The organism is Pseudoalteromonas sp. P1-25 (assembly GCF_001401805.1).
Taxonomy (GTDB): domain Bacteria; phylum Pseudomonadota; class Gammaproteobacteria; order Enterobacterales; family Alteromonadaceae; genus Pseudoalteromonas.
This window is the reverse complement of sequence record NZ_LKDW01000009.1, coordinates 22,060-44,723: the sequence shown is the minus strand read 5'-3', so window position 1 is coordinate 44,723 and position 22,664 is coordinate 22,060. Positions and strand designations below refer to the sequence as shown.

General features: G+C 42.1%; 22 protein-coding genes. 21 read left to right on the top strand and 1 reads right to left on the bottom strand.

The genetic code is table 11. The features are described 5' to 3' along the window. Positions 1–6 precede the first annotated feature (6 nt). The gene (locus tag AN393_RS07830) at positions 7–915 is read right to left on the bottom strand and encodes a 1-aminocyclopropane-1-carboxylate deaminase/D-cysteine desulfhydrase (protein WP_055017770.1); all 909 of its coding nucleotides are present in this window, start codon (positions 913–915) and stop codon (positions 7–9) included. A gap of 77 nt (positions 916–992) precedes the next feature. Between AN393_RS07830 and AN393_RS07825 the strand changes: the two genes are divergently transcribed. The 21 genes from AN393_RS07825 (at position 993) to AN393_RS07725 (ending at position 22,664) form a co-directional block, all read left to right on the top strand. Then, positions 993–1,925: a hypothetical protein gene (locus tag AN393_RS07825; RefSeq protein WP_055014609.1), complete on the top strand. Its 933-nt coding sequence runs from the start codon at positions 993–995 to the stop codon at positions 1,923–1,925. Continuing rightward, on the top strand, positions 1,922–2,521 hold the full coding sequence (locus AN393_RS07820; protein ID WP_055014610.1) for a PilN domain-containing protein: 600 nt from the start codon (positions 1,922–1,924) through the stop codon (positions 2,519–2,521). Before AN393_RS07825 ends, AN393_RS07820 begins: the two co-directional genes overlap by 4 nt. Then, positions 2,518–3,198, top strand: a complete 681-nt coding sequence (locus AN393_RS07815) for a hypothetical protein (RefSeq protein WP_055014611.1) — start codon at positions 2,518–2,520, stop codon at positions 3,196–3,198. The genes AN393_RS07820 and AN393_RS07815 overlap by 4 nt, the downstream gene beginning before the upstream one ends. Beyond that, a complete protein-coding gene (locus AN393_RS07810) occupies positions 3,176–3,502 on the top strand; it encodes a hypothetical protein (protein WP_055014612.1) in 327 nt (108 codons plus the stop codon). The genes AN393_RS07815 and AN393_RS07810 overlap by 23 nt, the downstream gene beginning before the upstream one ends. Next, the gene (gene mshL / locus AN393_RS07805; RefSeq protein WP_055014613.1) at positions 3,486–5,144 is read left to right on the top strand and encodes a pilus (MSHA type) biogenesis protein MshL; all 1,659 of its coding nucleotides are present in this window, start codon (positions 3,486–3,488) and stop codon (positions 5,142–5,144) included. Before AN393_RS07810 ends, mshL begins: the two co-directional genes overlap by 17 nt. Before the next feature lie 2 nt (positions 5,145–5,146). Next, positions 5,147–6,049, top strand: coding sequence for an ExeA family protein (locus AN393_RS07800; protein WP_055017769.1), 903 nt, complete (start codon positions 5,147–5,149; stop codon positions 6,047–6,049). Further along, the gene (locus AN393_RS07795) at positions 6,046–7,236 is read left to right on the top strand and encodes a M48 family metallopeptidase (protein WP_055017768.1); all 1,191 of its coding nucleotides are present in this window, start codon (positions 6,046–6,048) and stop codon (positions 7,234–7,236) included. Before AN393_RS07800 ends, AN393_RS07795 begins: the two co-directional genes overlap by 4 nt. Beyond that, complete coding sequence (locus tag AN393_RS07790) at positions 7,233–8,960, top strand: GspE/PulE family protein (RefSeq protein WP_055014616.1); 1,728 nt, start codon at positions 7,233–7,235, stop codon at positions 8,958–8,960. The genes AN393_RS07795 and AN393_RS07790 overlap by 4 nt, the downstream gene beginning before the upstream one ends. Beyond that, positions 8,947–10,164 carry a type II secretion system F family protein gene (locus tag AN393_RS07785; RefSeq protein ID WP_055014617.1) on the top strand — a complete coding sequence of 406 codons (1,218 nt, stop codon included), beginning with the start codon at positions 8,947–8,949 and terminating at the stop codon, positions 10,162–10,164. The genes AN393_RS07790 and AN393_RS07785 overlap by 14 nt, the downstream gene beginning before the upstream one ends. 5 nt (positions 10,165–10,169) lie before the next feature. Continuing rightward, the gene (locus tag AN393_RS07780) at positions 10,170–10,754 is read left to right on the top strand and encodes a prepilin-type N-terminal cleavage/methylation domain-containing protein (protein ID WP_055017767.1); all 585 of its coding nucleotides are present in this window, start codon (positions 10,170–10,172) and stop codon (positions 10,752–10,754) included. A 19-nt stretch (positions 10,755–10,773) separates the two neighbouring features. Continuing rightward, on the top strand, positions 10,774–11,301 hold the full coding sequence (locus tag AN393_RS07775) for a prepilin-type N-terminal cleavage/methylation domain-containing protein (RefSeq protein ID WP_055017766.1): 528 nt from the start codon (positions 10,774–10,776) through the stop codon (positions 11,299–11,301). A 9-nt stretch (positions 11,302–11,310) separates the two neighbouring features. After that, positions 11,311–11,802, top strand: coding sequence for a Tfp pilus assembly protein FimT/FimU (locus AN393_RS07770; RefSeq protein WP_055017765.1), 492 nt, complete (start codon positions 11,311–11,313; stop codon positions 11,800–11,802). Next, complete coding sequence (locus AN393_RS07765) at positions 11,789–12,331, top strand: type II secretion system protein (RefSeq protein ID WP_055014621.1); 543 nt, start codon at positions 11,789–11,791, stop codon at positions 12,329–12,331. Before AN393_RS07770 ends, AN393_RS07765 begins: the two co-directional genes overlap by 14 nt. Next, entirely contained in the window at positions 12,331–13,170 is an 840-nt protein-coding gene (locus AN393_RS07760; RefSeq protein WP_055014622.1) for a type II secretion system protein, read from the top strand. The genes AN393_RS07765 and AN393_RS07760 overlap by 1 nt, the downstream gene beginning before the upstream one ends. Further along, positions 13,160–13,645 (top strand): hypothetical protein, encoded by a 486-nt coding sequence (locus AN393_RS07755; protein WP_055017764.1) that lies wholly within the window; start codon positions 13,160–13,162, stop codon positions 13,643–13,645. The genes AN393_RS07760 and AN393_RS07755 overlap by 11 nt, the downstream gene beginning before the upstream one ends. 56 nt (positions 13,646–13,701) lie before the next feature. Then, positions 13,702–17,385 (top strand): H-type lectin domain-containing protein, encoded by a 3,684-nt coding sequence (locus AN393_RS07750; protein WP_235576191.1) that lies wholly within the window; start codon positions 13,702–13,704, stop codon positions 17,383–17,385. Between the two features lie 176 nt (positions 17,386–17,561). Next, positions 17,562–19,601 (top strand): formylglycine-generating enzyme family protein, encoded by a 2,040-nt coding sequence (locus AN393_RS07745; protein ID WP_055017762.1) that lies wholly within the window; start codon positions 17,562–17,564, stop codon positions 19,599–19,601. A 136-nt stretch (positions 19,602–19,737) separates the two neighbouring features. Then, positions 19,738–20,781, top strand: coding sequence for a rod shape-determining protein (locus AN393_RS07740; protein WP_002958401.1), 1,044 nt, complete (start codon positions 19,738–19,740; stop codon positions 20,779–20,781). Beyond that, positions 20,781–21,623 carry a rod shape-determining protein MreC gene (gene mreC / locus AN393_RS07735; RefSeq protein ID WP_024032490.1) on the top strand — a complete coding sequence of 281 codons (843 nt, stop codon included), beginning with the start codon at positions 20,781–20,783 and terminating at the stop codon, positions 21,621–21,623. Before AN393_RS07740 ends, mreC begins: the two co-directional genes overlap by 1 nt. After that, positions 21,616–22,095, top strand: coding sequence for a rod shape-determining protein MreD (mreD, locus tag AN393_RS07730; protein WP_004585757.1), 480 nt, complete (start codon positions 21,616–21,618; stop codon positions 22,093–22,095). Before mreC ends, mreD begins: the two co-directional genes overlap by 8 nt. After that, positions 22,095–22,664 carry a nucleoside triphosphate pyrophosphatase gene (locus tag AN393_RS07725; RefSeq protein ID WP_055014626.1) on the top strand — a complete coding sequence of 190 codons (570 nt, stop codon included), beginning with the start codon at positions 22,095–22,097 and terminating at the stop codon, positions 22,662–22,664. Before mreD ends, AN393_RS07725 begins: the two co-directional genes overlap by 1 nt.

The following is a 22,664-nucleotide window of genomic DNA, read 5'->3' as shown; positions in this document are numbered from 1 at the left end:
TAATTACTAAATCAAGCCACGATACTTTAAACCATTGAGCCCCTGTAAACCGCCTGTATGAATAGCCATTATATGACTACCAGCAGCAAAGTAGTCTTGTTCGATCAGCTGCCATAATGCATACATCATTTTACCACTGTATATAGGTTCAAGGGGTAAGTTATGGCGCTGCTGCATGCGTTGGCAAAACTGCCACAATTCATTGGTAAACTTACCATAACCGCCACCATGAAACTCTGTAAGTAGTTGCCAATTTGATTGCTGGGCGGCTTTTTTACTAAGTGTTGTAATTTCTTTGTTAAGGTATTCGGCTTGCTTTAATACCGCAATTCCTAGCAGCTGTGTGTCCTCAAAGCTGCCTTCAATTAAACCTGCAAGTGTCCCGCCACTGCCTGTGGGACAGATTAAGTAATCATGCTTAGGTAAGCTTTTAGCAAGCTCAGCACACCCTGGCAAGGCATGTGTATTACTTCCACCCTCTGGAATTATGTATGCATAGGGGAATTGTGCTTGCAGCTGAGCTAAGTAATCTGGGTCATGGCGCTGCTTATATTCAATACGCGTAACCACATGTAAGTCCATTGCACATTGTTTAGCAAATCGCACTGTGGGGTTTTGGGTGTCTAAATGGGGTCCTCTAATGATGGCGTGGGTTTTTATATTAAATAATTTACCCGCCCCAGCGCAGGCATGAATATGGTTAGAAAACGCGCCTCCAAAAGTGAGTAACTGTGTTTTATTGGTGGCTTGCATGTGCTGTAAATTATATTTTAGTTTACGCCATTTGTTACCACTAATAAGTGGGTGGAGCAGGTCATCTCTTTTAATGCTTAAGCGTATGTTTCTTTTTTTTAGACAATTGCTATCTATTTGTTGTATTGGGCTTTCTTTTTCAATATTAAATAAATTAAGCATTATTTCTCGTGTTTATACTTGCAAACCAACAATCTTGTACGACACTTAGTTAATCTCTTATTAACAATAGTAGCTGTATGAAAAAAAAGCTGTTTTCGTTGTTATCTTGGTTAAATCGCAGTTTAGACTCTAGCACATCAATTGGTATTGCTACTTATGCAGATACTGTAAAAGCAGTGTGTTTAAAAAAAAATCAAGGGCAGTGGTACGTTCATAACTCATATAGCGTGAATGTTGAAGACCTCACAGATTATACAGCTGCTATTGCAACTTGCACAAATGAAGTTTGTGCAGAGGTGTGCCCAGTAAATTTAGTGGTGCCTCACTATTTTTATCAAATAGTGCAAATGGATAAACCCATGTTGAGTGACGAAGAAATCATTCAATCCTTACCTTGGACAACAAAAGATTTAGTTGATATTCCGCCAGAGAACATTGTTGCCGATTTTATCGATTACCCAATCGTTCAGCCTATGCAAAGCAGTAAAATGAATGTGTTTATTACCAATAAACTTCAGTTACTGCCTTTTATCGATAGCTTTTCAAAAATAAAGCCTGTCCTCAGGGCAATGACCTCGGAAGAGATGATTTTAGTAACCTTGTTTGGTGAAGATAAAAGTGCACACATGCTTATAGTGCAACACGCAGGGCACGAGCCACGTATTTTAATTATTCGCGATGGTCAGCTTTTATTAGCTAGACGATTGAACGGGTTTTTAGGTATTTCGGATAAAGAGCGTACACACGGGCTAGTAGAAGCCCTTGGTCTTGAGATTCAAAGATCAATGGACTTTTTTGAAAGCCAATTAAAGCAGCCTCCTATTAGAAGTATTCAGCTGCACTGCGATGACCTGTCGTCTTTGACTTTAAGGGCTGGCCTTGCAGAATTTTTACAAGTAAAAGTTGTTGATTTCAAACCTAATATCGATCTAGCCCAAGATCTTGAGCCAAGCTTCTATTACGCATTGGGGGCCGCGTATCAATTAACCAGTCCGGATTCAGTGCTATGAAAACACGGATTAACTTTTACCAAAAAGCGATTAGGGTTAGGCGCGACCCCGTTCCTTTTAAAGGCATGCTAGTACTTTGGCTAGCTACCTTATGTGTAGTTGCATTAACTTGGCTTTTTTATTTATACGAAGAGCATAAAAGTCTGCAATTAGTAACACAAAGCGAGGCCTATTTAACACACACACAACAGCAATTAAGTGTGGTAAAGCAGCGCTTAGCTGATAAACAAAATAAATCGCATTTGATTGATGAACTAAAAGTACTGCAACAAGAGATATTGCATAAACAACAGGTGTTTGATTATTTAGAAAACACATCTATGCATACCAAAACAGATTACGCAGATGTGATGCATGATTTGGCCGCGTACCACGAGCCGCAAATTTGGCTCGATCAGATAAAGTTTGAAGGTCAAAAAGTAATGCTCAAAGGGCGTACTCAGCAAGCCAAATTTTTACCTATTTGGCTTGCTAATCTCAAGCATTCGAGCTTTTTCAAAGGGAAGGAGTTTTCAGTGCTGGAACTGTCGAGCAGAGATGGCGTGAGCGAGTTTAATGTGGCTACAGAACTTAGTTCAAGTGAGGTAACGCAATGAGTGAGCAAAGTGAAAAAAAAGGCTGGCCATTATTTGTTAAATACCAAACAAGATTCGCAACGTTGCAGCAGCGCGAAAAGTATTCAGTGCTATTTGTTGGCTTATTTCTGATTGTTTACTTGGGATTATGGTTTGTAGTGTTCCCACAGCAAGATGCAGTAAACAATTTACGCATTAAGCAAAATGAATTGTGGCAAAAAATAAACCAAAATGAAGCACAGCTTTCTATGCTTACACAGGCATTAGAGCATGACTACACAAAAGTACTAAGAAATCAGGTTGGGCAAACACAGCGCGAGTTAGAAGAGATAAATAATAAGCTAAGTATGTTTAGCCAAGGTTTTATTTCGGCTAACAAAGTACCCGCTGTATTAAGGGATCTATTCGTAAACACACCGGATGTGCGTGTTGTTAGCTTTAGGGTAAACCCAGCAAAAGCAATTGATGTAGAAAAACTGGGTGAACACGATACGCAAACGCTGTTTTTTGAGCACCAAATGGTGGTTACATTGCAGGGACGTTATTTTAGTTTACAAGGATACTTAGAAGGCCTTAAAGCAAGCCAACAAAAGCTGCTTATACAGCAATTTAATTATCAAGTGAAAACATACCCTAATGCAGAGTTAACATTACAAATAGCCACGGTGAGCGCCAATGAAAAATTTATTGCTTTATAGTTTGTGTGTGATTTGCATATGTTTTTTCCCTGTTATTAGTTCAGCTGAAATACTGCGCGACCCTACACAACCTAGCAAAACACCAATAATAAATGGCGCAGCAGTAAGTAATACAGCGCTGTTGTTACAGTCAATTATTAAAACCGAAAAGCAATACAAAGCGATTATTTCTAAGCAGGTATATAAGCCAGGAGATGTAGTAGGTGAGTTTCGGGTGCTAACAATAAACGCTAATTCAGTGCTGTTAGCAAATGATGATAAGCAAATAAAATTAGAATTATACGACTATGAAATTAAAAAATAATACAACAAAGCCATGGCTTGCGCTTATTTTAATACCGCCTTTTTTAACGGCGTGCCATAGTTTTAAGCCCGGAAAAGAGATTCAGCCACATATTGCTCAAGAGCTTGCGCCTGTCAGTAACAAAGCAAAAAGTGTGGCACCGGTAGAGGTAAGTAGTGCGCTAACACAAAGCCTACTTTCATCACTTAATAGTGAGCAAAGCCTAACCAATGAGTTAGCTGTAAAACGTTTTGATGTAGCCGCAAAAGAGGTAGAAATAAGCTCATTTTTTAATGGCTTAACGGCTGATACGCCATACAGCGTTGCAGTACACCCACAGGTAAGCGGTGTTATTTCTTTAAATTTAAAAAACGTAACCTTTGAAGAAGTGATAGCGGTTATTAAACGCATGTACCCATTAGATATTGTTCAAGAAGGGCGTATTGTACAGGTGCTACCTGCAATTATGCGCACAGAAACTATACCGGTTAATTATTTAATGATGCAGCGCCATGGGCAATCAACGGTAAGTGTTGTTGCAGGTGGGGTAAGCCAGTTCTCACAAAACAACTCAAGTTCAAACTCAAACTCATACAGCAGCAATAATTCGAGCCAAAATAATCAGTTTGGCAGCGATAATCAGAATACTGAGTTAAATGGCTCTCGCATCCAAACAATTAATCAAAACGACTTTTGGAAGGAGCTTGAACTTGCTCTTAAATCGCTTATTGGCTCAAACGATGGACGTTATGTAGTTGCCAGCCCGCAGGCAAGCTTAGTTACGGTTAATGCCTTGCCAAGTGAAATAAACCAGTTAAAAGATTTTTTACGCCAAAGCCAAGAAAACCTTCAGCGACAAGTTATTCTTGAAGCTAAAATTGTCGAAATAACTCTAAAAGATGAGTACCAACAAGGAGTTAACTGGGAGCGAATTTCTAGAGGGTTAGAAGGTGGGGTGTCCTTTGCAACAACAGCAGGCAGCATAGGTAATTCTATTTCAGCTACTTTAGGAGGGGTCTCCTCGTTAACGATTGAAAAAGGCGACTTTAGCGGGGTAATTAGCTTGCTTGAAACCCAGGGTGACCTACAAATGCTTTCTAACCCCCGTGTAACGGCTACAAACAATCAAAAAGCCGTGATTAAAGTAGGACAAGATGAGTACTTTGTTACTAATGTTTCGAGCACAACGGTAACGGGTACCTCAACGACTACGTCACCAGAAATAGACCTAACGCCGTTTTTTTCGGGCATTGCGCTCGATGTCACACCGCAAATTGATAAATATGGCTCAGTTATTTTACATGTTCATCCTTCGGTAACCGAAACAGAAGAGCAGCTAAAGGTGATTACATTAGATGATCAGCGTTTTGAGTTGCCGCTTGCACAAAGCAATATTCGTGAATCTGATACGGTGATCCGCGCTCAAAGTGGTGAAATAGTCGTAATAGGTGGGTTAATGCAAACCACGACGGAAGATGAAGAGTCGAAAACACCGATTTTGGGCGATGTGCCAATATTAGGTAACTTGTTTAAAAGTATTAGTAAGCGCCAAGAGAAAAAAGAGCTCGTTATTTTAATCAAGCCAACGGTGGTGATGCCCGACACATGGAAAAAGCAACAGGCTCATAGTCGCGCGCTATTAAATACATGGTATGAGAACTAACTATGTATTTAAGCTTTTTTAATTTAAGTGAAATGCCTTTCACCTTAACCCCAAACACTGAGTTTTTTTGTGCGCTTGAACCACACCACGAAGCCATGCAAGTGCTGACCACTGCGCTAGAAATGGGTGAAGGGTTTATAAAAGTAACAGGGGAAGTAGGGACAGGCAAAACCTTACTATGCAGAAAACTTTTAAATCAAATTGAAGAAGACTATTTCGTGGCTTATTTACCTAATTCTTATTTAAGCCCTGAAGAGTTACGCTGGGCTATTGCTGTAGAGCTTGGTATGGAGGTAGATAAAACGCTAGATCAGCAATCGTTAAGTCAGCAAATAAATCATTACTTACTTGAGCTACAAGAAGATAACGAACGGGTTGTGTTATTAATAGATGAAGCACAGTGCCTGAGTTGGGATACACTTGAAGCACTTCGATTATTTACAAACCTAGAAACCGAAACCGAAAAGCTTATTCAGGTGGTGCTATTTGGCCAGCCAGAATTAGATGAAAAGCTAGCTAATAGTAAGGTGAGGCAGTTACGCCAGCGTATTAGTTTTTCATACTCATTGCGTGCAATGACCGCCAGTGAGGTTATTTATTATATTAATCACCGTTTACAGGTGGCGGGTTTTAATCAGCCACTACTATTTACTAATCGATTAGGATTAAAAATAGCGCGTGCAAGTCGAGGCATTCCACGGTTGGTCAATATTTTATGCCACAAAGCTTTACTGCAAGCATACGGCGAAGGCCTTAATAAAGTAACACCGCGCCATGTACATCTTGCCATTGCAGACACCGAAGATTGCAAAAAGCACCATGCTAACCATTACTTGGCTTACAGCTTATTAGCTATTAGTGTGTTTGCTATTGCAGTTATGTGGTTATGGAGGCAATGGCTATGAGTGTGATTAATAACATGCTCAAAAACATCGACCAGCGCCAAAATGCTCAGCGTAAGCAGCAAATTGCTGGGGTCGCTATTCCCCCCGTACGCGACTACCATGATGTATTATTTAAAGTATTGAGTGTGTTACTCGCGATTGTAATTATTTTTACAGCCTACCTTTATTTGCCTTTTGCACAAGCCCCTCAAACGAGTAGCGACACAGCTGAAAAAGCCCATGCTGTTAATAATAGCAGCCAGCCGGTTGAAATTGCTCAAGCTAAAATTACCCCAGTAATTAAGCCTTTAAAACCATTAAGCGAAGAGAGAACAGCTGCTGAAGCGGCTTACACTCCTGCAGTTGCGCAAAAAAAACTGGCGCAGGAGCAAAGCAATAACGCGTTGCTTAAGCAGGCAAAAGACGAAGTAATACAGCAACACGCTGTAGAGAAAGACACGCTACTAAGCAAAAAAAACAGCCCCACAGAGACAAGCGTAAAAGTAGCCGCTAGTACAGAGATAAATGCCCCACTTGAAGCAAAAAGCAGTGCACCAGTAAAAAGTATTACACAGGCTGAGCAGCCACCCGTTGAAAATAAATTAGTAAAAACTGCCAGTGTTAAGCAAAGCAAAGCCCAGCGCATAGCACAGCAATTAAAGCGTGCTAAACAAGCGTTGGAATTTGCTTTATATGATGATGCGATTAACGATTTAACCGCTATTTTACAAACACAACCTGAGCATGTAGAAGCGCGAAACTTACTCGCGGCAACCTACTTTCAGCAACAAGATGTACTTATGGCTCAGCAGTTATTAGTTGCTGGCATAAAAATAAACCCTGAGGTTGTGCAGTGGCGCGTAATGCTCAGTAAAATTTTAATTATGCAACAAGAGTACGAAGGCGTGCTTAAACTGCTTATAACCGAACTTGAGCCGCAAGCAAACTTGGAGTTTTGGGTATTAAAAGGCACTGCAGCACAAAATACGCAGCAACATCAAATAGCGCTTGCGAGTTTTACACAACTTACACAGCTTCAGCCTCAGCAGGCTAAATGGTGGCTGGCGTTAGCAACTTCAAAAGATGCGTTGGGAGAGTTTGCTGATGCAAAGCACCTTTATAAAGTTGCACTCGATTTAGGCGGTTTAAATGCCGCAATGACGCAACATGCACTACAGCGTTTAGTTGCATTGAAGGAGGCGTTATGAGACCCAGTTTAAAAATGCGTTTAGGGGATTTACTCGTTCATGAGCAAATGATCACCGAAGCGCAGCTAAGTGAAGCACTTAATGTGCAAGCCGCGTCAGGGCGTAAGTTAGGGGCTACATTAATTGCGCTTGAATTTATAAGTGAGCCGCAATTATTACGCTTTTTAGCTCAACAATTACAAATACCATTTTTAGATATTTCGCAGCGGAAAATATCTTCAGATGTATCTAAGCTACTTTCTGAGGTTTATGCTAGGCGTTACCGAGCATTAGTCATAGAGGACAATGGTGACTCAGTTTTAGTCGGGATGAGTGACCCCGCAGATTTGAGAGCGTTGGATCAGCTAGCGCCAATGCTAGCCCCTAAGCGAGTTGAGTTGGCTGTAGTGCAAGAAAGCCAACTTATGGCTGCGTTTGATAATGTGTACCGCCGAACAGAAGATATTACTAACTTTGCTGAAAAGCTACACGAAGAATACGAAGACGTAGAAGAGTTTGATCTTAATTCCTTAGCAGATGAAACCTCTGATGCCACCGTGGTAAAACTACTGCAATCTATATTTGAAGATGCAGTGCAAGTACGCGCCTCAGATATCCACATAGAGCCCGATGAAAGGCTATTACGCATTCGTCAACGCGTTGATGGTGTATTACAAGAGCACATACTAAATCAAGTAAAAATAGCCTCAGCCTTAGTGCTTAGGCTCAAGCTTATGTCGGGGTTAGATATATCGGAAAAGCGTTTACCGCAAGATGGCCGTTTTAATATAAAAGTACACGCGCACAGCATTGATGTGCGTTTATCGACAATGCCTGTGCAATATGGTGAGTCAGTTGTGATGCGGTTGCTCGACCAATCTGCAGGGCTTTTATCGTTAGATGAAACAGGCATGCCGGTGCATATTTTAAAACGCTTGCGCAGCATTATAAAACGCCCGCATGGCATGGTGTTAGTCACTGGGCCTACAGGCTCAGGTAAAACCACCACTTTGTACGGCGCTTTAAGTGAACTTAACCAACAAGAAAGTAAAATTATTACCGTAGAAGATCCGGTTGAATACCGCATTGGGCGGGTAAATCAGGTGCAAATAAACAACAAAATTGGTTTAAGTTTTGCCAGTGTACTAAGAACCACGCTACGCCAAGACCCCGATATTATTATGGTTGGCGAAATGCGTGACCAAGAAACCGTAGATATAGGGCTAAGAGCTGCATTAACGGGTCACTTAGTGCTTTCTACACTTCATACCAACGATGCCATATCAAGTGCAATGCGCTTAATTGATATGGGGGCGCCAGCTTATTTAGTCGCCAGTTCACTACGGGCTATTATTGCTCAGCGCTTAGTTAGGCGCATCTGCAATGAGTGTAAAACACCATACCATCCAGATAAACAAGAACAAAGTTGGCTTACCTACTTAGGTGAAGATGCTAACAGCACACAGTTTTGGCGAGGTGAAGGCTGCACTGCCTGTAGCCATAGTGGCTATAAAGGCCGGGTGGGGATTTTTGAACTGCTAGAAATGAACGACGCTATGATGGATGCTCTGCGTATTAACGACACGCAACGTTTTGCCGAAGCGGCTAAATGTAGCGCTAATTTTGCACCGCTATCTTATATGGCTTTAACGTATGCAAAGCAAGGAATTACCTCGTTAGATGAGGTGTTTAAAGTGGCTGAATATGTGCCTGAAGTAGTAGGTGGTGACGATGCAGCTATATAGTTACAAAGCCAAAGACACCAAAGGCGTGCTGGTTAAGGGGCGTGTTGAGGCAAATAACGAGGCTGGTGTAGCCGATAGCTTACTAAAGCGTCAATACATACCCATATCAATTTCATTGGTTGAAACAAAAAACAATATTAAGTTATTCGATAATTTGTTTAGTGAAAAAATAACCCTTGATGACATGATCATGTTTTCACGGCAAATGTATTCATTACTTAAAGCGGGTATTCCTATCATTAGAGCAATGATAGGCTTGGCTGATACCACGCAAAATAAAGAGTTTAAAAGTGTATTACTTGAAGTCACCCGGCAACTTGAGCAAGGCCGCGAATTATCGAGTGCTTTGGCCATACACAATAAGGTGTTTAGCCGCTTAACTATTTCTATGGTTAAGGTTGGTGAAGGGTCAGGGCGATTAGAAGATGCGTTTTATCAACTGGCTATTTACTTTGAAAAAGAACAAGAGACGCGTAAACGAATAAAAGCCGCTATGCGTTACCCCACGTTTGTTATTTTGGCGCTTTTAGTCGCGATGATCATTTTAAATATTTTTGTGATCCCAACCTTTGCCAGCATGTTCGAAAAATTTGATGCAGAGCTGCCTTTAATGACCCAAGTTCTCATCGGTACCAGTAACTTTTTTGTCAATTATTGGTGGCTGCTGGCGCTGATGTTAATTGGTGGAGTCTTTGCTTGGCGTCGCTATATAAATACCTCGGCTGGACGTTTTAAGTGGGATCACCACAAACTAAAAATTCCTTTTGTCGGCGATATTTTAAAGCGCACCTTGCTTGGACGTTATAGCCAAAGTTTAGCTATGGTGCTTCGCTCCGGCGTCCCTATGACGACAGGGCTGTCGTTAACGGCCCATGCAGTTGATAACAGCTACATGGAGAAAGCCATTATCACTATGCGCCAAGATATCGAAAAAGGCGACAGTTTGCTGCGTGCTTCGCGAAGTAGTGAGCTATTTTCACAACTGGTACTGCAAATGGTGGCTGTGGGTGAAGAAACGGGCCGAGTAGATGAATTACTGCAAGAGGCGGCCGACTTTTATGAGCGAGAAGTTGATTACGATTTACGCAGTTTAACCGCGAAAATAGAACCTATTTTGACCGTGTTTGTTGCCATTATGGTGCTTATTTTAGCGCTGGGCATATTTATGCCGATGTGGAACATGATGTCGGCTATTAAAGGGTAGCCATTGTGAATAACTGGCGCGCTCATGAAACAGGTTTCTCATTGTTTGAGTTGATTTTAGTAGTTGTTTTACTGGCAGTTATTATGGCTTTTGCTATACCTCAATACATAGGGGTTAAAAATCAGGCTCATAACGCGAGTGTCGATGTAGTCGCTGGTGGGTTTGCTTCAGCGGTAACGATGATAAGAAGTCACTGGGAATTATCGGGGCGCCCGAAAGGCGTTAATAATACAACACATATTAACTACGGAGGTGTCATTGTTGGTGTCGATGGAAATAGGGGCACACCAACGGGTGATAAAACGACTAATACTGATACGCGGGCCAGCGCAATGACTGCACTGAAATGCCAAAAAGTATTAAAGGTAATTTTACTAGATGCGCCTACAAGCACATTAAGTACCGAGGTTTCTGCAATAACCGAGGTGAGTTATTTAGTGCGTTATAACGCTAAAAACAACCAGTGTATTTATTATTTAACACATAATTTAAACACTAACAACTTACCTACCGATGGCGCTGTGATAGCAAAAAACGTAGGGTTTTCGTACTTTCCAACTACAGGCAAAGTGCAAATTTTTAAAAACTAAGTAATAAAGAGGCTTACTTATGAAAATGCAGTCATTAAAACAACCAATGAATAAGCAAGCAGGTTTCACGCTTGTTGAACTAATAATTGTAATCGTGATTTTAGGTATTTTAGCGGTGACCGCTGCCCCTCGTTTTTTAAACCTGCAAGGTGATGCTAATGCTTCTACACTCGAAGGTTTACAAGGCTCAATTCGAAGCGGCATGAACATCGTTAATGGTAAATCCATTATCGCAAGCGATCATAAAAAAGCGACAGCCACGGTGACCGTTGATACTGGTGATGCAGTAGCGACTGTTTATGGCTACCCTGCGGCAACAGAAGCAGCCTTTGAGGCTTTTTTAGATGTTACATTTTCATCTGACGACTCAGCTGATTTTAACCTTGTAGAGGTTGCCGCTGATGAAAAAGCAATTATTTTCCCTAATAGCTACGTGCAAACTGATGATTGCCGTATTGAATATACACAAGCTGCAGATGCAAACAGCGGCACGCCGCCAGTATCTGTAACGCCTCCTACTGTTACGCTTATCACGAGTGGGTGTTAATTTATATAAATGAATAGCAGTAGTAATCAACGATTGCGTGGCTTCACCCTTGTTGAACTAATTATTACCTTAGTTATTTTGGGCATACTGTCGGTAACGGCAGTGCCCAAGTTTCTGGGCAGTTCAACAGAGCAAGCATACTCATACAGAGATAGGGTATTAAATGCCCTGCGCACCGTACAATTACGTGCAATGCAAAATACTGCAACAAGCAGCTGCCACAAACTGTATATTTCACCTACCTTGGTTGCGGGGCCAGAGCCAGAAACCTGTGCGGGCGGCCCAAGTACCAAAAATAGCGAGCATTTAGTTGTCGAAATAAACACTGGGCGTAGTGACGTACGTTTTAATGCTTTAGATAGCAATGGCAATACGTTTTCGCAAATAAACTTTGATCCACTTGGAAGGGCTGATCAAAATTGCGCAGTGTTTTGTAAAATTGATCTCGGCCTTGCAGCTGTATGCATTAGCGGTGAAGGGCTTATTTATGCCTGCCCCTAAAAAGCAAATAGGCTTTACCTTAATAGAACTGATTATAGCCATTGTCATGTTTGCTATTGCGCTAAGCATTATTACAGCGCTTATAGCACCGCAAGCAAAGCAAAGCGCTGAGCCTATTGTCGCGCTGAGAGCGTCAGAGCTTGGGCAAGCATTAATGAACGAAATATTAGCTAAATCATTTGATGAACATAGCGAACGTTCGCCACCATTTAGGCGCTGCTCTGAGACCAGCTTAGGTGCACAGCCTTGTAGTACTAGCTCTGAACTGGGTGCAGACAGTGGAGAAACACGGACAAATTTTAACGATGTTGATGATTATATTGCGCTCACCGGGCAGCCTATTAGTGATAGTTTAGGGAATACATTAGCGCAATACAGCGATTTTTCACTGGCTGTGAAGGTGCAATACGACAGCGACCTAAACGAGGCAACCAATAACGATGGCGTTGCCTTTAAACGAATTACCATTGAAGTAACCTCACCCTTGGGGCAAGTGTACGGCTTTAGTGCATACAAAGGTAATTATTAATGAATAGAGCAGAGCAAAAACAGGGTTTTACCTTAGTTGAGCTATTACTTGTCATAGTAATTATTGGCATTTTAGCCGTGGCGTCATTTTCGTTTATCAGCGCTGGATTTAATATTTATAGCCAAGGTGTAAAGCGCCAAGAAGCGGTGGCGCAAAGTCGCTTTATTTTAACCCGATTAAGTAAAGAGCTTCGCCACGCAACCCCTAATTCGTTGCGCTTAAATTGCGACAACGCCAGCAATGGAGCGTGTAGCACGCAGCAATGTTTAGAATTTACACCATTTTTATCTGCCACTCACTATACCGGTTATTTACCCACTAGCGCTCCTTTTGAGATTACCGCCGTGAATTTTGCACTTAATAATTTAACTGAGCCACAAATAAACGATTGGGCAAGTGTCTACCCATTAAATAGCAGCGATATATACGATGAAAGTCAAAACAAGCGTTTAAAAGTCATCGGCTATAGCGCTGTTACAGGTGAGCTCGATACATGGCAATTTAGCAAAGCATTTGCTCAAGAGTCACCGAGTAAGCGCCTTTATTTATTGGATCAGCCCGTTAGCTTTTGTGTAGAGGGCAATTCACTGTATCGCTATAGCAATTACGGCTTTACTACAAGCCAATTAAACGCTGCCAGCTTACAGGTTAGCTCCGGCGTTAAACGCGATTTAATGAGTAATTATATTTCAAATGACTTAACGAGCAGCGCCTTTTTTATATTGAGTGAGGTTACACTGCAGCGCAGCGCGGTTGTTAATGTGTTTGCGCAAATGGGGTTTAACGACACCGAACAAATAAGTATTAGCCATGAGGTGCATGTGCCTAATGTTCCCTAAGATAAAAAACATCACTTTAGCTAAAAAACAGCAAGGCAATTTGCTCATAATTACATTGGTGATCATCGTCACTATGCTGGCACTGGGGCTGGCACTTTCAAAAGTGTTATCGGGGGCGTCGCAACAAAATACCATTGAGTATTACGGCGCGCGTGCTTATATGGCAGCGCAAAGCGGGTTAGAAACTGGTTTAAGTGAAATTTTTGCACTAAATAGCACAGCACAAACATGCAGTGCTGTAACCACTAATAGGAATTTTAGCACCCTCTATTTAGCCAAGTGTGAGGTTGAATTGAGTTGTAGTGAATATATCGACTTGCCCGATAGTAGCACCCGCTCTGGCACGGTTAATATTTACTATTTACAAAGCTCAGCAACGTGCGCCGCCAATGACTGTGCTGCCGGTGCAGCGTGTCAAAAAGAATATTGGCAAACCCAACGTACTCTAAGTGTGGAGGCTAAAACATTACCATGAGCAAATATACCCTCTGTATTTTATGTTTAATAAGTTTGCTACTAAGCCGATACGCTATGGCTGTACCGCCAAAAATTGAAGGGCGATTTATAGAGTTACAAGACACTTACACTTCACCCATTTGGACAAAAATAAACTTTCAGCAGCAATATATAACACCGCCTGCGGTATTTATGTTGTCAACTAATCAAGGCGGTAACCCCGCTATAGTGAGAATACGCAATGTAACAACCACAGGGTTTGAGGCACTTCCCCTCGAGCCATCAGGAGAAGATGGCGAGCATATAACCATGGGCGCGCATTATTTAGCGGTAGAATACGGAGTGCATGAATTTCCTGATGGTACCATTATGGAAGTAGGGAGCACCGACCTACGCCTTGAGCTGCAATATGGTGCTAAGTCGGGATTTGCCCCCATCACACCGAAAGGTTATAAAGCCCTGACTTTTGATAAACCATTTACTGTTAGACCCAACTTTTTTCACTCGTTACAAACACTTAATAGTTTAGATAGTAACCCGCCATCTCAAGCGCTTGTGCCCTTTTTAACGGTTGCCGTACAAAGCGGTTCTTTATCTACAGGTGGAGTAAATATAGCGTTAGAGGCCTCCGAAACCGCATTAGGTGTTATTCAAAGTGAAACTGTGGCCTACATGGCCGTAGAGCCTGGCAGCAATCGCACCTTTACTGATGACAACGGGGTCGAAGTGTTGTGGGAAACTTTCTTTACAGGGTTCGAAGTTGATGGCTGGAGTGATGGATGTAATTACTTTAATTTTAACAATAACTTTAGCGAAGCGCCGCTGGTAGTGGCAAGTAAGAACTCCCGGCTTGAGGACGATGGTGGATGGTTGCGTAGCTGTAATTTAAGAGCGGATAGGTTAGGGTTGGTTGTCGATGAGGACCGTGATGGCGATAGAGAGCGTAACCACGTAAAGGAAGAAGCCTCTATATTGGCCATGACCAGTACGTTTGTATTTAATGGTGACATTTTAGATTGCGATACTTTATTTCCTGGCGCTATTTCTACCTACAATGATGGACAAGTGCAGCTTGTTCAAGGCGTGGAAATAACCGATAGCAATGCCCAATTTATTACTACCACTAATTTAATATCAACGGCGCTAACTAACCCACCTCTATGTAATGGCCAAGGCTGTGTGGCAACTGGGTATAACTCCCTAGAGCCAAATCAAGCTGCGCAAGTCCCCACGGTCACAAACGATGGAAGCTCTACCGGTGATGTGCCTATAATGCTAGCTGGCGATTATTTTTATGACGAACTAACACTTAACTTATTAGAAGATGATTACAAGGTAACAGCGCCCACCCGTATCTTTTTAAAAGATACGACATCGCTAATTTCTAGCGCATTTTTAAACATAGGTAAAACAAATATAGCGGTTGAAGAAGGGGCGTATTTAGCCATATACGTAGATGGTGATGTTGCCATTGCCGCCGATGCAAATATTGCTGCATATATCGTCGCAACGGGGGAGGTAAGAATTGCCCAAAATGTTACTTACCAAGGCTCAATAACTGCTGCAACACAAGTAATAACCGAGGGCAGCTCTACGTTTGATGCGCTAGAGGTCCCTGAGAGTATTCCTGGATTTTGCGGTATTTTTACGCCGGTTTTGCTTGATCACTACCGCATATCAATGAGTGATAACCAAGGTTTAACCTGCCAAGCAAAAGAAATGACGTTAACCGCCTGTGCAAACGATGCATGTGATTTACTCTATGATGAACCTTCTGCCCTTGACCTTTCTCCCGATAACAATGGTCAACAAAGCTGGGTAAGCGGTGAAAATATTACCTTTACAGGCTCTGCCACAGTGGCCCTCGCAAAGCGCACCACCGGTACCGTAACGCTTGGTTATAATACCGCCGACCCATCAGCACCGCTGCGTTGTTATATTAATGGCAATAACGTAGGACTGGGCGGGTGCAAAGTGGTTTTTTCTGATGCGGGGTTTATTTTTAATAACGACACAGCCAATACAGCGAGTATCCCCACTCAATTATCTGGTAAATCCTCTAGCCAAGGTTTTAATGCCGCCGAGTTATCTATTCAAGCGGTTAAAACAAATACTACCACAGGCGTATGCGAAGCCGCGTTCCCTGCAGGTGGTCAAGTTGATTTAGATTTAGCGTATACCTGCAGCGCCGGCGCTATATGTTCAGACCCAGTACAACTGAGTAATAATGCCAATACGTATAGTGTGCAGCAAGCATATCAAACCTTTTCGCTCACCTTCGATCAAGACTCAAAAGCGCCTATTGCTATTAACTACCCTGATGCCGCTAAATTAAGTTTAAATGCACGGGCAACAATTGTATTAGACCCAATAACTAATCTATCAAAAAGATTAACCGGTAGTTCTAACGAATATGTAGTTAAGCCCTTTGGATTAGCAATGCAAGTTGCAAGTGACGGCTATGCTCAAACAGCAAGCGATAGTTTATTTAGATTAACAGGTGAGTCATTTGATTTAAAAATGAATGCAGTACAGTGGCGAGCAGGGCAAGACAATAACAACGATGGCATACCAGATAACTACAGCGCTATTCATAGCAACCCCATTGCCAAACACTTCATTAGTGAGTCCCCTACAGTAACACATAGCTTAGTATTACCGAGCTCTGGTAATGAGGGGCAAATTGAAGCGCTAAATACTAATGCGTTTGCTGATACGGGAAGCTTGAGTGAATCCATATCGCAGTACGCTTATGACCAAGTAGGTATTATAAACGTGTTTGCGGGTTTACAAGATGGCGATTATTTTGGGGTGGGCGATGTAAAAGGGCAGTTAAACAACGTAGGCCGGTTTGCGCCGTCACACTATCAGGTATTAGGTGCTCAAGCTGCTGCGCAGTGTACACAACTAGGTAGTAATCTAACGTATTTAGAACAGCCATTTGAACTTGGCTTTACTCTGCAAGCACTTAATCATAACAACCAGCTAATGGCGAATTACAAGCAAGGTTTTGAAAAAGCTCAAGTACAAATAAATGCCGAAAACAATCAGACCGGAAATTATGTACCCGCATCAACGTTAACCAGCAGGTTAGCCAATATAACGAGTAATAGTTGGAACACCTTAACTGATGGACAGTGGCAAATGAGTGACAGCACAGCCATGTTAACGCGATTAGGCATAAATAACCCCGACGGTCCATTTACTATGGTTAATTTAATGGCCACTGTCACTAATACAGAAGGCGCAACATTAATCGATGCAAATGATGAACCGAACACGCAAACCAGCTGCAGTGGTAACGAGTGCAATAGTGTACGTTTAAATGATGTACCAATAGATTTTAGATTTGGACGTTTAGTGTTAGGAAACAATGTTGGTTCAGATTTAGATCCCTTACGCGTACCTATGCAGGCTCAGTATTTTAATGGAACCGAGTTTGTATTAAATACCGAAGATAACTGCAGCGTATTTGAGCACCCGCAGTTATCGCAAATATCGCCATCAACGCCAATATTAAGCTATGAATATAGCGCAGGAGGAGCAGGTGCATTAGAGGCTGGCAGCTACCCTACAAACAATGCAATTTATGCTACACCAAATGGTAGTGGTACATTTACATTAGAATACGAAACCGAAAACTGGTTAAAGTGGGATTGGCTTGGCGATAACTCACAGCAAAATCCCCATGCTATTTTGCAATTTGGCCGCTTTAGAGGAAATGATCGGGTTATTTACTGGCGTGAAACAAGAGAATAGTTGTAAACTAAGATAATAATTGAACAAAGCTTGTGTTTTGTGCTTCAAGTACATAGCATAAGGCATTGGGTGTATTGATTTTTGATGGTTGAAAATTGCTCAGCTTTCAAAAGTGAGTACACTCTAATAAACAATAATAACGACCAAATAATTGCCGCTTTTTGGGACTGGAATATATGCGAATTGCTCCTTTATCTCTGTTAATTTCCGCTAGTTTGTTAGCTAGTAGTGCATTTGCACAAGACACAGCAACAGTAACCGGAATTGAATCAGAGATTAGTATTAAACAAACAGAATACGATAACTCGACACAAATACTCGAAAAACACTTAAAAGAAGAAAGTCAGTTACAAAACCAACTTGAACTACTTCGCTCTCGCTCTACAGAGCTAGACAAAGAGAAAAACCAAGCACTTGATGCGATGAACGAAATGTATCGCCGCATGATTGATGACCCTACGCTTGATATTAGCGCCGCCCAATCGCGCTATCAAAAAGCCGTGGTTGATCATAAGCAAAACAAAGACGACATCTCAATGCAGTTGGCGGCAATTGCATCTCACCGTAAAGATATCGAGCAAATTCGTGTTGCAAAACATACACTTTTAAATACGCTAGAGAGCTTAAAAGAGCAATTAACCACAGCCCGAGTTGAACGTTTACGTAATGAGTTTACCCGTGAAGGGACACTTGAAGTAAACCACACAATTAACTGTAAGCGTACCGAAACGCTCGCAGCCTGTGAGCAACGCGGCCAGCAAATGGGTTTACAAAAAGCGACTAAGCGTTTTGTTGATCAAATATTTGCTAATTTAACAGAAGAGCGCATTGTTGAACCAAAACGCAACATGGCAGGCGCGCAAGTACAAATTTTAAGTAGTCATGTGGTTAATAGTGCATTTAGCGGACAAGGTAATTATAACGTTAACTTAAGCGTAACAATGCGTGGCGAAGTAAACAGCAGCCGCTTATGTAACTTACTAAGTGTAGATAATCGTTATTGTTCTGAATATGGCTCACCACTGGCAACAACGTATCAACCAGGTTATGGCGCAACTTACTCTGATAGTCAGTTAACATTCAGCAACACCGCGGATAATACCGACACTGTGTCTGTATCGCGATTGAATAAACAGCCTGTGCGCGATTATTCAGTTAACGCTGCACCTACAAAAAAAAACTATCCATCAATTTTAAATAAAGAACAAAATCAGCAAGTTGAGCTGACTTTACGTTCAAATGTTTACGATGATGAAGTGTTTATTGACGGGGTGAGTTTTGGTTCTACGCGTTTAGTTACACGTTTGCCGCGTGGTGTGCACAACATAGAAATACGTAAACTAGGTTATAAGCCTTACAAAGTAAGAGTTGATCTAACTAAAGCACAGACTATTCATGCTAACTTAGTAAAAAAGTCTGAGTCGATTGCTGCACCGGCTTACACTCGCGAGCAACCAAAACCTGTAACACGTACAGCAAGCACTAACCGTGCTACGAATGTACAAAACGATGTTGTAGTTGTGCCCGCGGGTAAATTTAAAATGGGCGATATTAACGGCAATGGTTTAGCAAATGAGCGCCCTGTTATTGAAAAAGTAATAGCCAGTTCATTTGCTATGCAAACCAAAGAGGTAACCGTAGGTGCCTATGAAGCGTTTGTTGCCAGCACCGGTTATAAAACACAAGCAGAGCAAAGCAAAGGCTGTGCGTATTATTTAAATGGCGAACCCGTATGGGAAGCTAATTTAAACTGGCGTAACCCAGGTTTTGAGCAAAGTAGTGATTTTCCTGCTGTGTGTTTAACATTTAATGACGCGAAAGCGTATGCAGAATGGCTTTCTGGTGAAACCGGACAGCAATACCGTTTACCTAATGAGGTTGAATGGGAATACGCTGCTCGCGCAGGGACAGAAACAGAATACCCTTGGGGTAACGAAATAGGTAAAAACTTAGCTAACTGTGGTTGGTGTGGTAGCGAATGGTCAAACAAACGTGCAGCACCGGTAGGTTCTTTTTCTCCTAACGCATTTGGATTATACGACACCGTAGGCAATGTGTGGGAATGGACTGCTAAAGAGTCAGGTGAATCTGATGTGGCAGTAAGAGGCGGTGCGTGGAACTTTGCGCCTAGCCTTGCTCGTGCTTCAACACGATTAATTTTAGCGCCAGATTTTAGATCTAACTACATTGGCTTTCGCTTAGTCCGCGAACGATAGCATTTAACCAAGGAAGCCTAGCTTCCTTTTTTCACAAATTAACAAAGGTAGTTGCGCTTTATATTGCTCATCTAATTAGGCATGTTAAAGTGAGTGCAGCTAACATAAGAACGTATTTCAAAGGTCATCCAGCCTCATGTTTAAAAAACTCCGTGGTATTTTTTCAAACGATCTATCGATCGACTTGGGTACAGCCAATACCCTTATTTATGTAAAAGAAGAAGGGATCGTACTTAACGAACCTTCAGTAGTCGCTATTCGTCAAGAACGCGCTGGTGGACCTAAAAGTGTCGCTTCTGTGGGTACAGAAGCCAAACAAATGCTAGGGCGTACACCGGGTAATATTAAAGCGATTCGCCCAATGAAAGATGGCGTAATAGCCGACTTTTATGTAACCGAAAAAATGTTACAGCATTTTATAAAACAAGTGCACAACAATAACTTTATGCGCCCAAGCCCGCGTGTACTTATTTGTGTACCGTGCGGTGCTACCCAAGTAGAAAAGCGCGCAATCCGCGAATCAGCAATGGGTGCTGGCGCGCGTGAAGTGTACCTAATTGAAGAGCCAATGGCCGCAGCAATCGGTGCAGGACTACCCGTATCAGAAGCAACCGGCTCTATGGTTGTTGATATTGGTGGTGGTACTACCGAAGTGGCTATTATTTCATTAAATGGGGTTGTTTACTCATCGTCTGTGCGTATTGGTGGCGATAAGTTTGATGAAGCCATTATTAATTATGTGCGCCGTAACTTTGGCAGCCTAATAGGTGAAGCAACGGCTGAAAATATCAAGCACCAAATTGGTTCTGCGTTTAAAACAGACGAGCCAATTGAAATTGAAGTACGCGGTCGTAACTTAGCCGAAGGTGTACCTCGCTCGTTTACGCTTAACTCGCACGAAATTTTAGAAGCGCTCCAAGAGCCACTAATGGGCATTGTAAGTGCCGTAATGGTTGCACTGGAGCAGTCTCCACCTGAACTTGCATCAGATATTTCAGCTCACGGTATGGTTTTGACGGGCGGTGGTGCGCTATTAAAAGATTTAGATCGTTTATTAATGGAAGAAACAGGCATTCCTGTGGTTGTTGCCGACGACCCACTTACGTGTGTAGCACGTGGCGGCGGTAAAGCACTTGAAATGATTGATGTTCATGGTGGTGACGTTTTTAGTTACGATTAATGAAATTACTGTTTGGACAAACCATCTCTTTGCAACTGCGACTTTTTGTCGCAGTGCTTTTGAGCATAGTGCTCATTGCGGGCGATAAGTTTACACAAGGCGGCACGGTTGTGCGTACAAGCCTTAATACACTTGTCAGCCCATTAATTTACGTTGCCAACCTACCTTACGAAATATTTAGCTTAGGCGCTAAAAGCCTACACACTCGCGACCAGCTACTGAGCGAAAACGAAGCACTGAAAAAAAAGCAAATGCTACAAAGCGAGCAATTGCAGCAATACCAATTTTTAGCTCGCGAAAACCAAAAGCTACGCGCGTTACTTGGCTCATCGGCTAAGCAATCTAATCGTAAAAAAATAGCCCAGGTGCTTTCTGTACATTCAAACCCTTATAGTCATCAAGTAGTTATTAACCGCGGTACCACCGACGGCCTAAGCGAAGGCCAAGCAGTAATTGATGAAATGGGGGTTGTTGGCCAGTTAACAAAAGTAGGCTCTACCACATCACGCGTATTACTCATGACCGACACAACCCATGCCACGCCGGTACGTATATTACGAAACGACGTACGCACTGTAGTTGAAGGCATAGGTAAAATTAACGTTGTAAAGCTTTCGCATGTACCTCATAGCCTTGATGTTCGCATTGGCGATGTACTTGTGACCTCAGGACTTGGCGGTACGTTTCCAGAAGGGTATCCGGTGGCGGTTGTCACCGAGATAAACCGTGATGAAGGACGCCCATTTGCCCAAGTGTTTGCCGAGCCAATTGCACAGCTAGACCGCATTCGATTGTTGGTTATTTTATGGCGCAATCAACAGGAGCAAATCAGCGATGATTAATCGTTATTCATTGTTAATTGCCCTAAGCATCTTTTTTGCTTTAATTATGGCATTAATGCCATTGCCTTTTTCGTTTGAACCCTTCAGACCCGACTGGGTGTTACTGGTATTAATGTACTGGTCGCTGGCAGTGCCACATAGATTAAATATTGGTACCGCGTGGGTTGTTGGCTTATTAATGGACTTAGCCTTAGGCTCGCCATTAGGAGTAAACTCACTCACGTATTCTATTTGCATATTTGTGACTGCAAGTAACTTTCAAAAAATACGTAACTTCTCGCTTTGGCAACAAAGCTTATTAGTGGGTTTATTTTTAACCTTGTATCACTTAATGCAATTTTGGCTAAATCACTTTTTATTAGGTGTTTACTTTAACCCACAATACCTGTGGCCAGTGGCAACCGGTATGGTTAGTTGGTTTTGGGTCTTTTTACTTCTTCGTAAATACCGTAGACATTTTAGGATCAGGTAATGACAACCGCAGTATATTTGGCATCGGCTTCCCCTCGACGTAAAGAGTTATTGAGTCAGTTAGGCATTGAGTTTGAACAATTTAGTGTAGATGCAGACGAAACCCCACTTGCAAATGAGCAGCCTCATGCATTGGTTGAGCGCTTAGCCCGCTTAAAAGCGCAAACAGGCGTAGCGCTTGGTTACACAGACCGCCCAGTGCTGGGTAGTGATACTGTAGTTGTTATTGATAACGAATCGCTGGGTAAACCACGCGACAAAAACGATTTTATTACAACGCTTAAACGTTTATCGGGTAATACACATCAAGTGCTAACGGCGGTTGCTTTTGCTACACAAACAGATGTACTGAGTTGTGTAGTAAGTACCGATGTAACGTTTAAAACCCTCAGCGATGAAGAAATAAATGCCTATTGGGAATCTGGTGAGCCACAAGATAAAGCCGGCGGTTATGGCATTCAAGGCTTAGGTGGTCGCTTTGTTACACACATTGCGGGTAGCTATTTTGCTGTTGTAGGCTTACCTTTATACGAGACCGAACAATTATTACAAGCATTCTTAAGAAGGTAA

Excerpts from the sequence above, each read along its gene's own strand:
- AN393_RS07830 (WP_055017770.1), bottom strand. The coding sequence starts at position 915 with ATGCTTAATTTATTTAATATTGAAAAAGAAAGCCCAATACAACAAATA.
- AN393_RS07825 (WP_055014609.1), top strand. The coding sequence starts at position 993 with ATGAAAAAAAAGCTGTTTTCGTTGTTATCTTGGTTAAATCGCAGTTTA.
- AN393_RS07820 (WP_055014610.1), top strand. The coding sequence starts at position 1,922 with ATGAAAACACGGATTAACTTTTACCAAAAAGCGATTAGGGTTAGGCGC.
- AN393_RS07815 (WP_055014611.1), top strand. The coding sequence starts at position 2,518 with ATGAGTGAGCAAAGTGAAAAAAAAGGCTGGCCATTATTTGTTAAATAC.
- AN393_RS07810 (WP_055014612.1), top strand. The coding sequence starts at position 3,176 with ATGAAAAATTTATTGCTTTATAGTTTGTGTGTGATTTGCATATGTTTT.
- mshL (WP_055014613.1), top strand. The coding sequence starts at position 3,486 with ATGAAATTAAAAAATAATACAACAAAGCCATGGCTTGCGCTTATTTTA.
- AN393_RS07800 (WP_055017769.1), top strand. The coding sequence starts at position 5,147 with ATGTATTTAAGCTTTTTTAATTTAAGTGAAATGCCTTTCACCTTAACC.
- AN393_RS07795 (WP_055017768.1), top strand. The coding sequence starts at position 6,046 with ATGAGTGTGATTAATAACATGCTCAAAAACATCGACCAGCGCCAAAAT.
- AN393_RS07790 (WP_055014616.1), top strand. The coding sequence starts at position 7,233 with ATGAGACCCAGTTTAAAAATGCGTTTAGGGGATTTACTCGTTCATGAG.
- AN393_RS07785 (WP_055014617.1), top strand. The coding sequence starts at position 8,947 with ATGCAGCTATATAGTTACAAAGCCAAAGACACCAAAGGCGTGCTGGTT.
- AN393_RS07775 (WP_055017766.1), top strand. The coding sequence starts at position 10,774 with ATGAAAATGCAGTCATTAAAACAACCAATGAATAAGCAAGCAGGTTTC.
- AN393_RS07770 (WP_055017765.1), top strand. The coding sequence starts at position 11,311 with ATGAATAGCAGTAGTAATCAACGATTGCGTGGCTTCACCCTTGTTGAA.
- AN393_RS07765 (WP_055014621.1), top strand. The coding sequence starts at position 11,789 with ATGCCTGCCCCTAAAAAGCAAATAGGCTTTACCTTAATAGAACTGATT.
- AN393_RS07760 (WP_055014622.1), top strand. The coding sequence starts at position 12,331 with ATGAATAGAGCAGAGCAAAAACAGGGTTTTACCTTAGTTGAGCTATTA.
- AN393_RS07755 (WP_055017764.1), top strand. The coding sequence starts at position 13,160 with ATGTTCCCTAAGATAAAAAACATCACTTTAGCTAAAAAACAGCAAGGC.
- AN393_RS07750 (WP_235576191.1), top strand. The coding sequence starts at position 13,702 with ATGGCTGTACCGCCAAAAATTGAAGGGCGATTTATAGAGTTACAAGAC.
- AN393_RS07745 (WP_055017762.1), top strand. The coding sequence starts at position 17,562 with ATGCGAATTGCTCCTTTATCTCTGTTAATTTCCGCTAGTTTGTTAGCT.
- AN393_RS07740 (WP_002958401.1), top strand. The coding sequence starts at position 19,738 with ATGTTTAAAAAACTCCGTGGTATTTTTTCAAACGATCTATCGATCGAC.
- mreC (WP_024032490.1), top strand. The coding sequence starts at position 20,781 with ATGAAATTACTGTTTGGACAAACCATCTCTTTGCAACTGCGACTTTTT.
- mreD (WP_004585757.1), top strand. The coding sequence starts at position 21,616 with ATGATTAATCGTTATTCATTGTTAATTGCCCTAAGCATCTTTTTTGCT.
- AN393_RS07725 (WP_055014626.1), top strand. The coding sequence starts at position 22,095 with ATGACAACCGCAGTATATTTGGCATCGGCTTCCCCTCGACGTAAAGAG.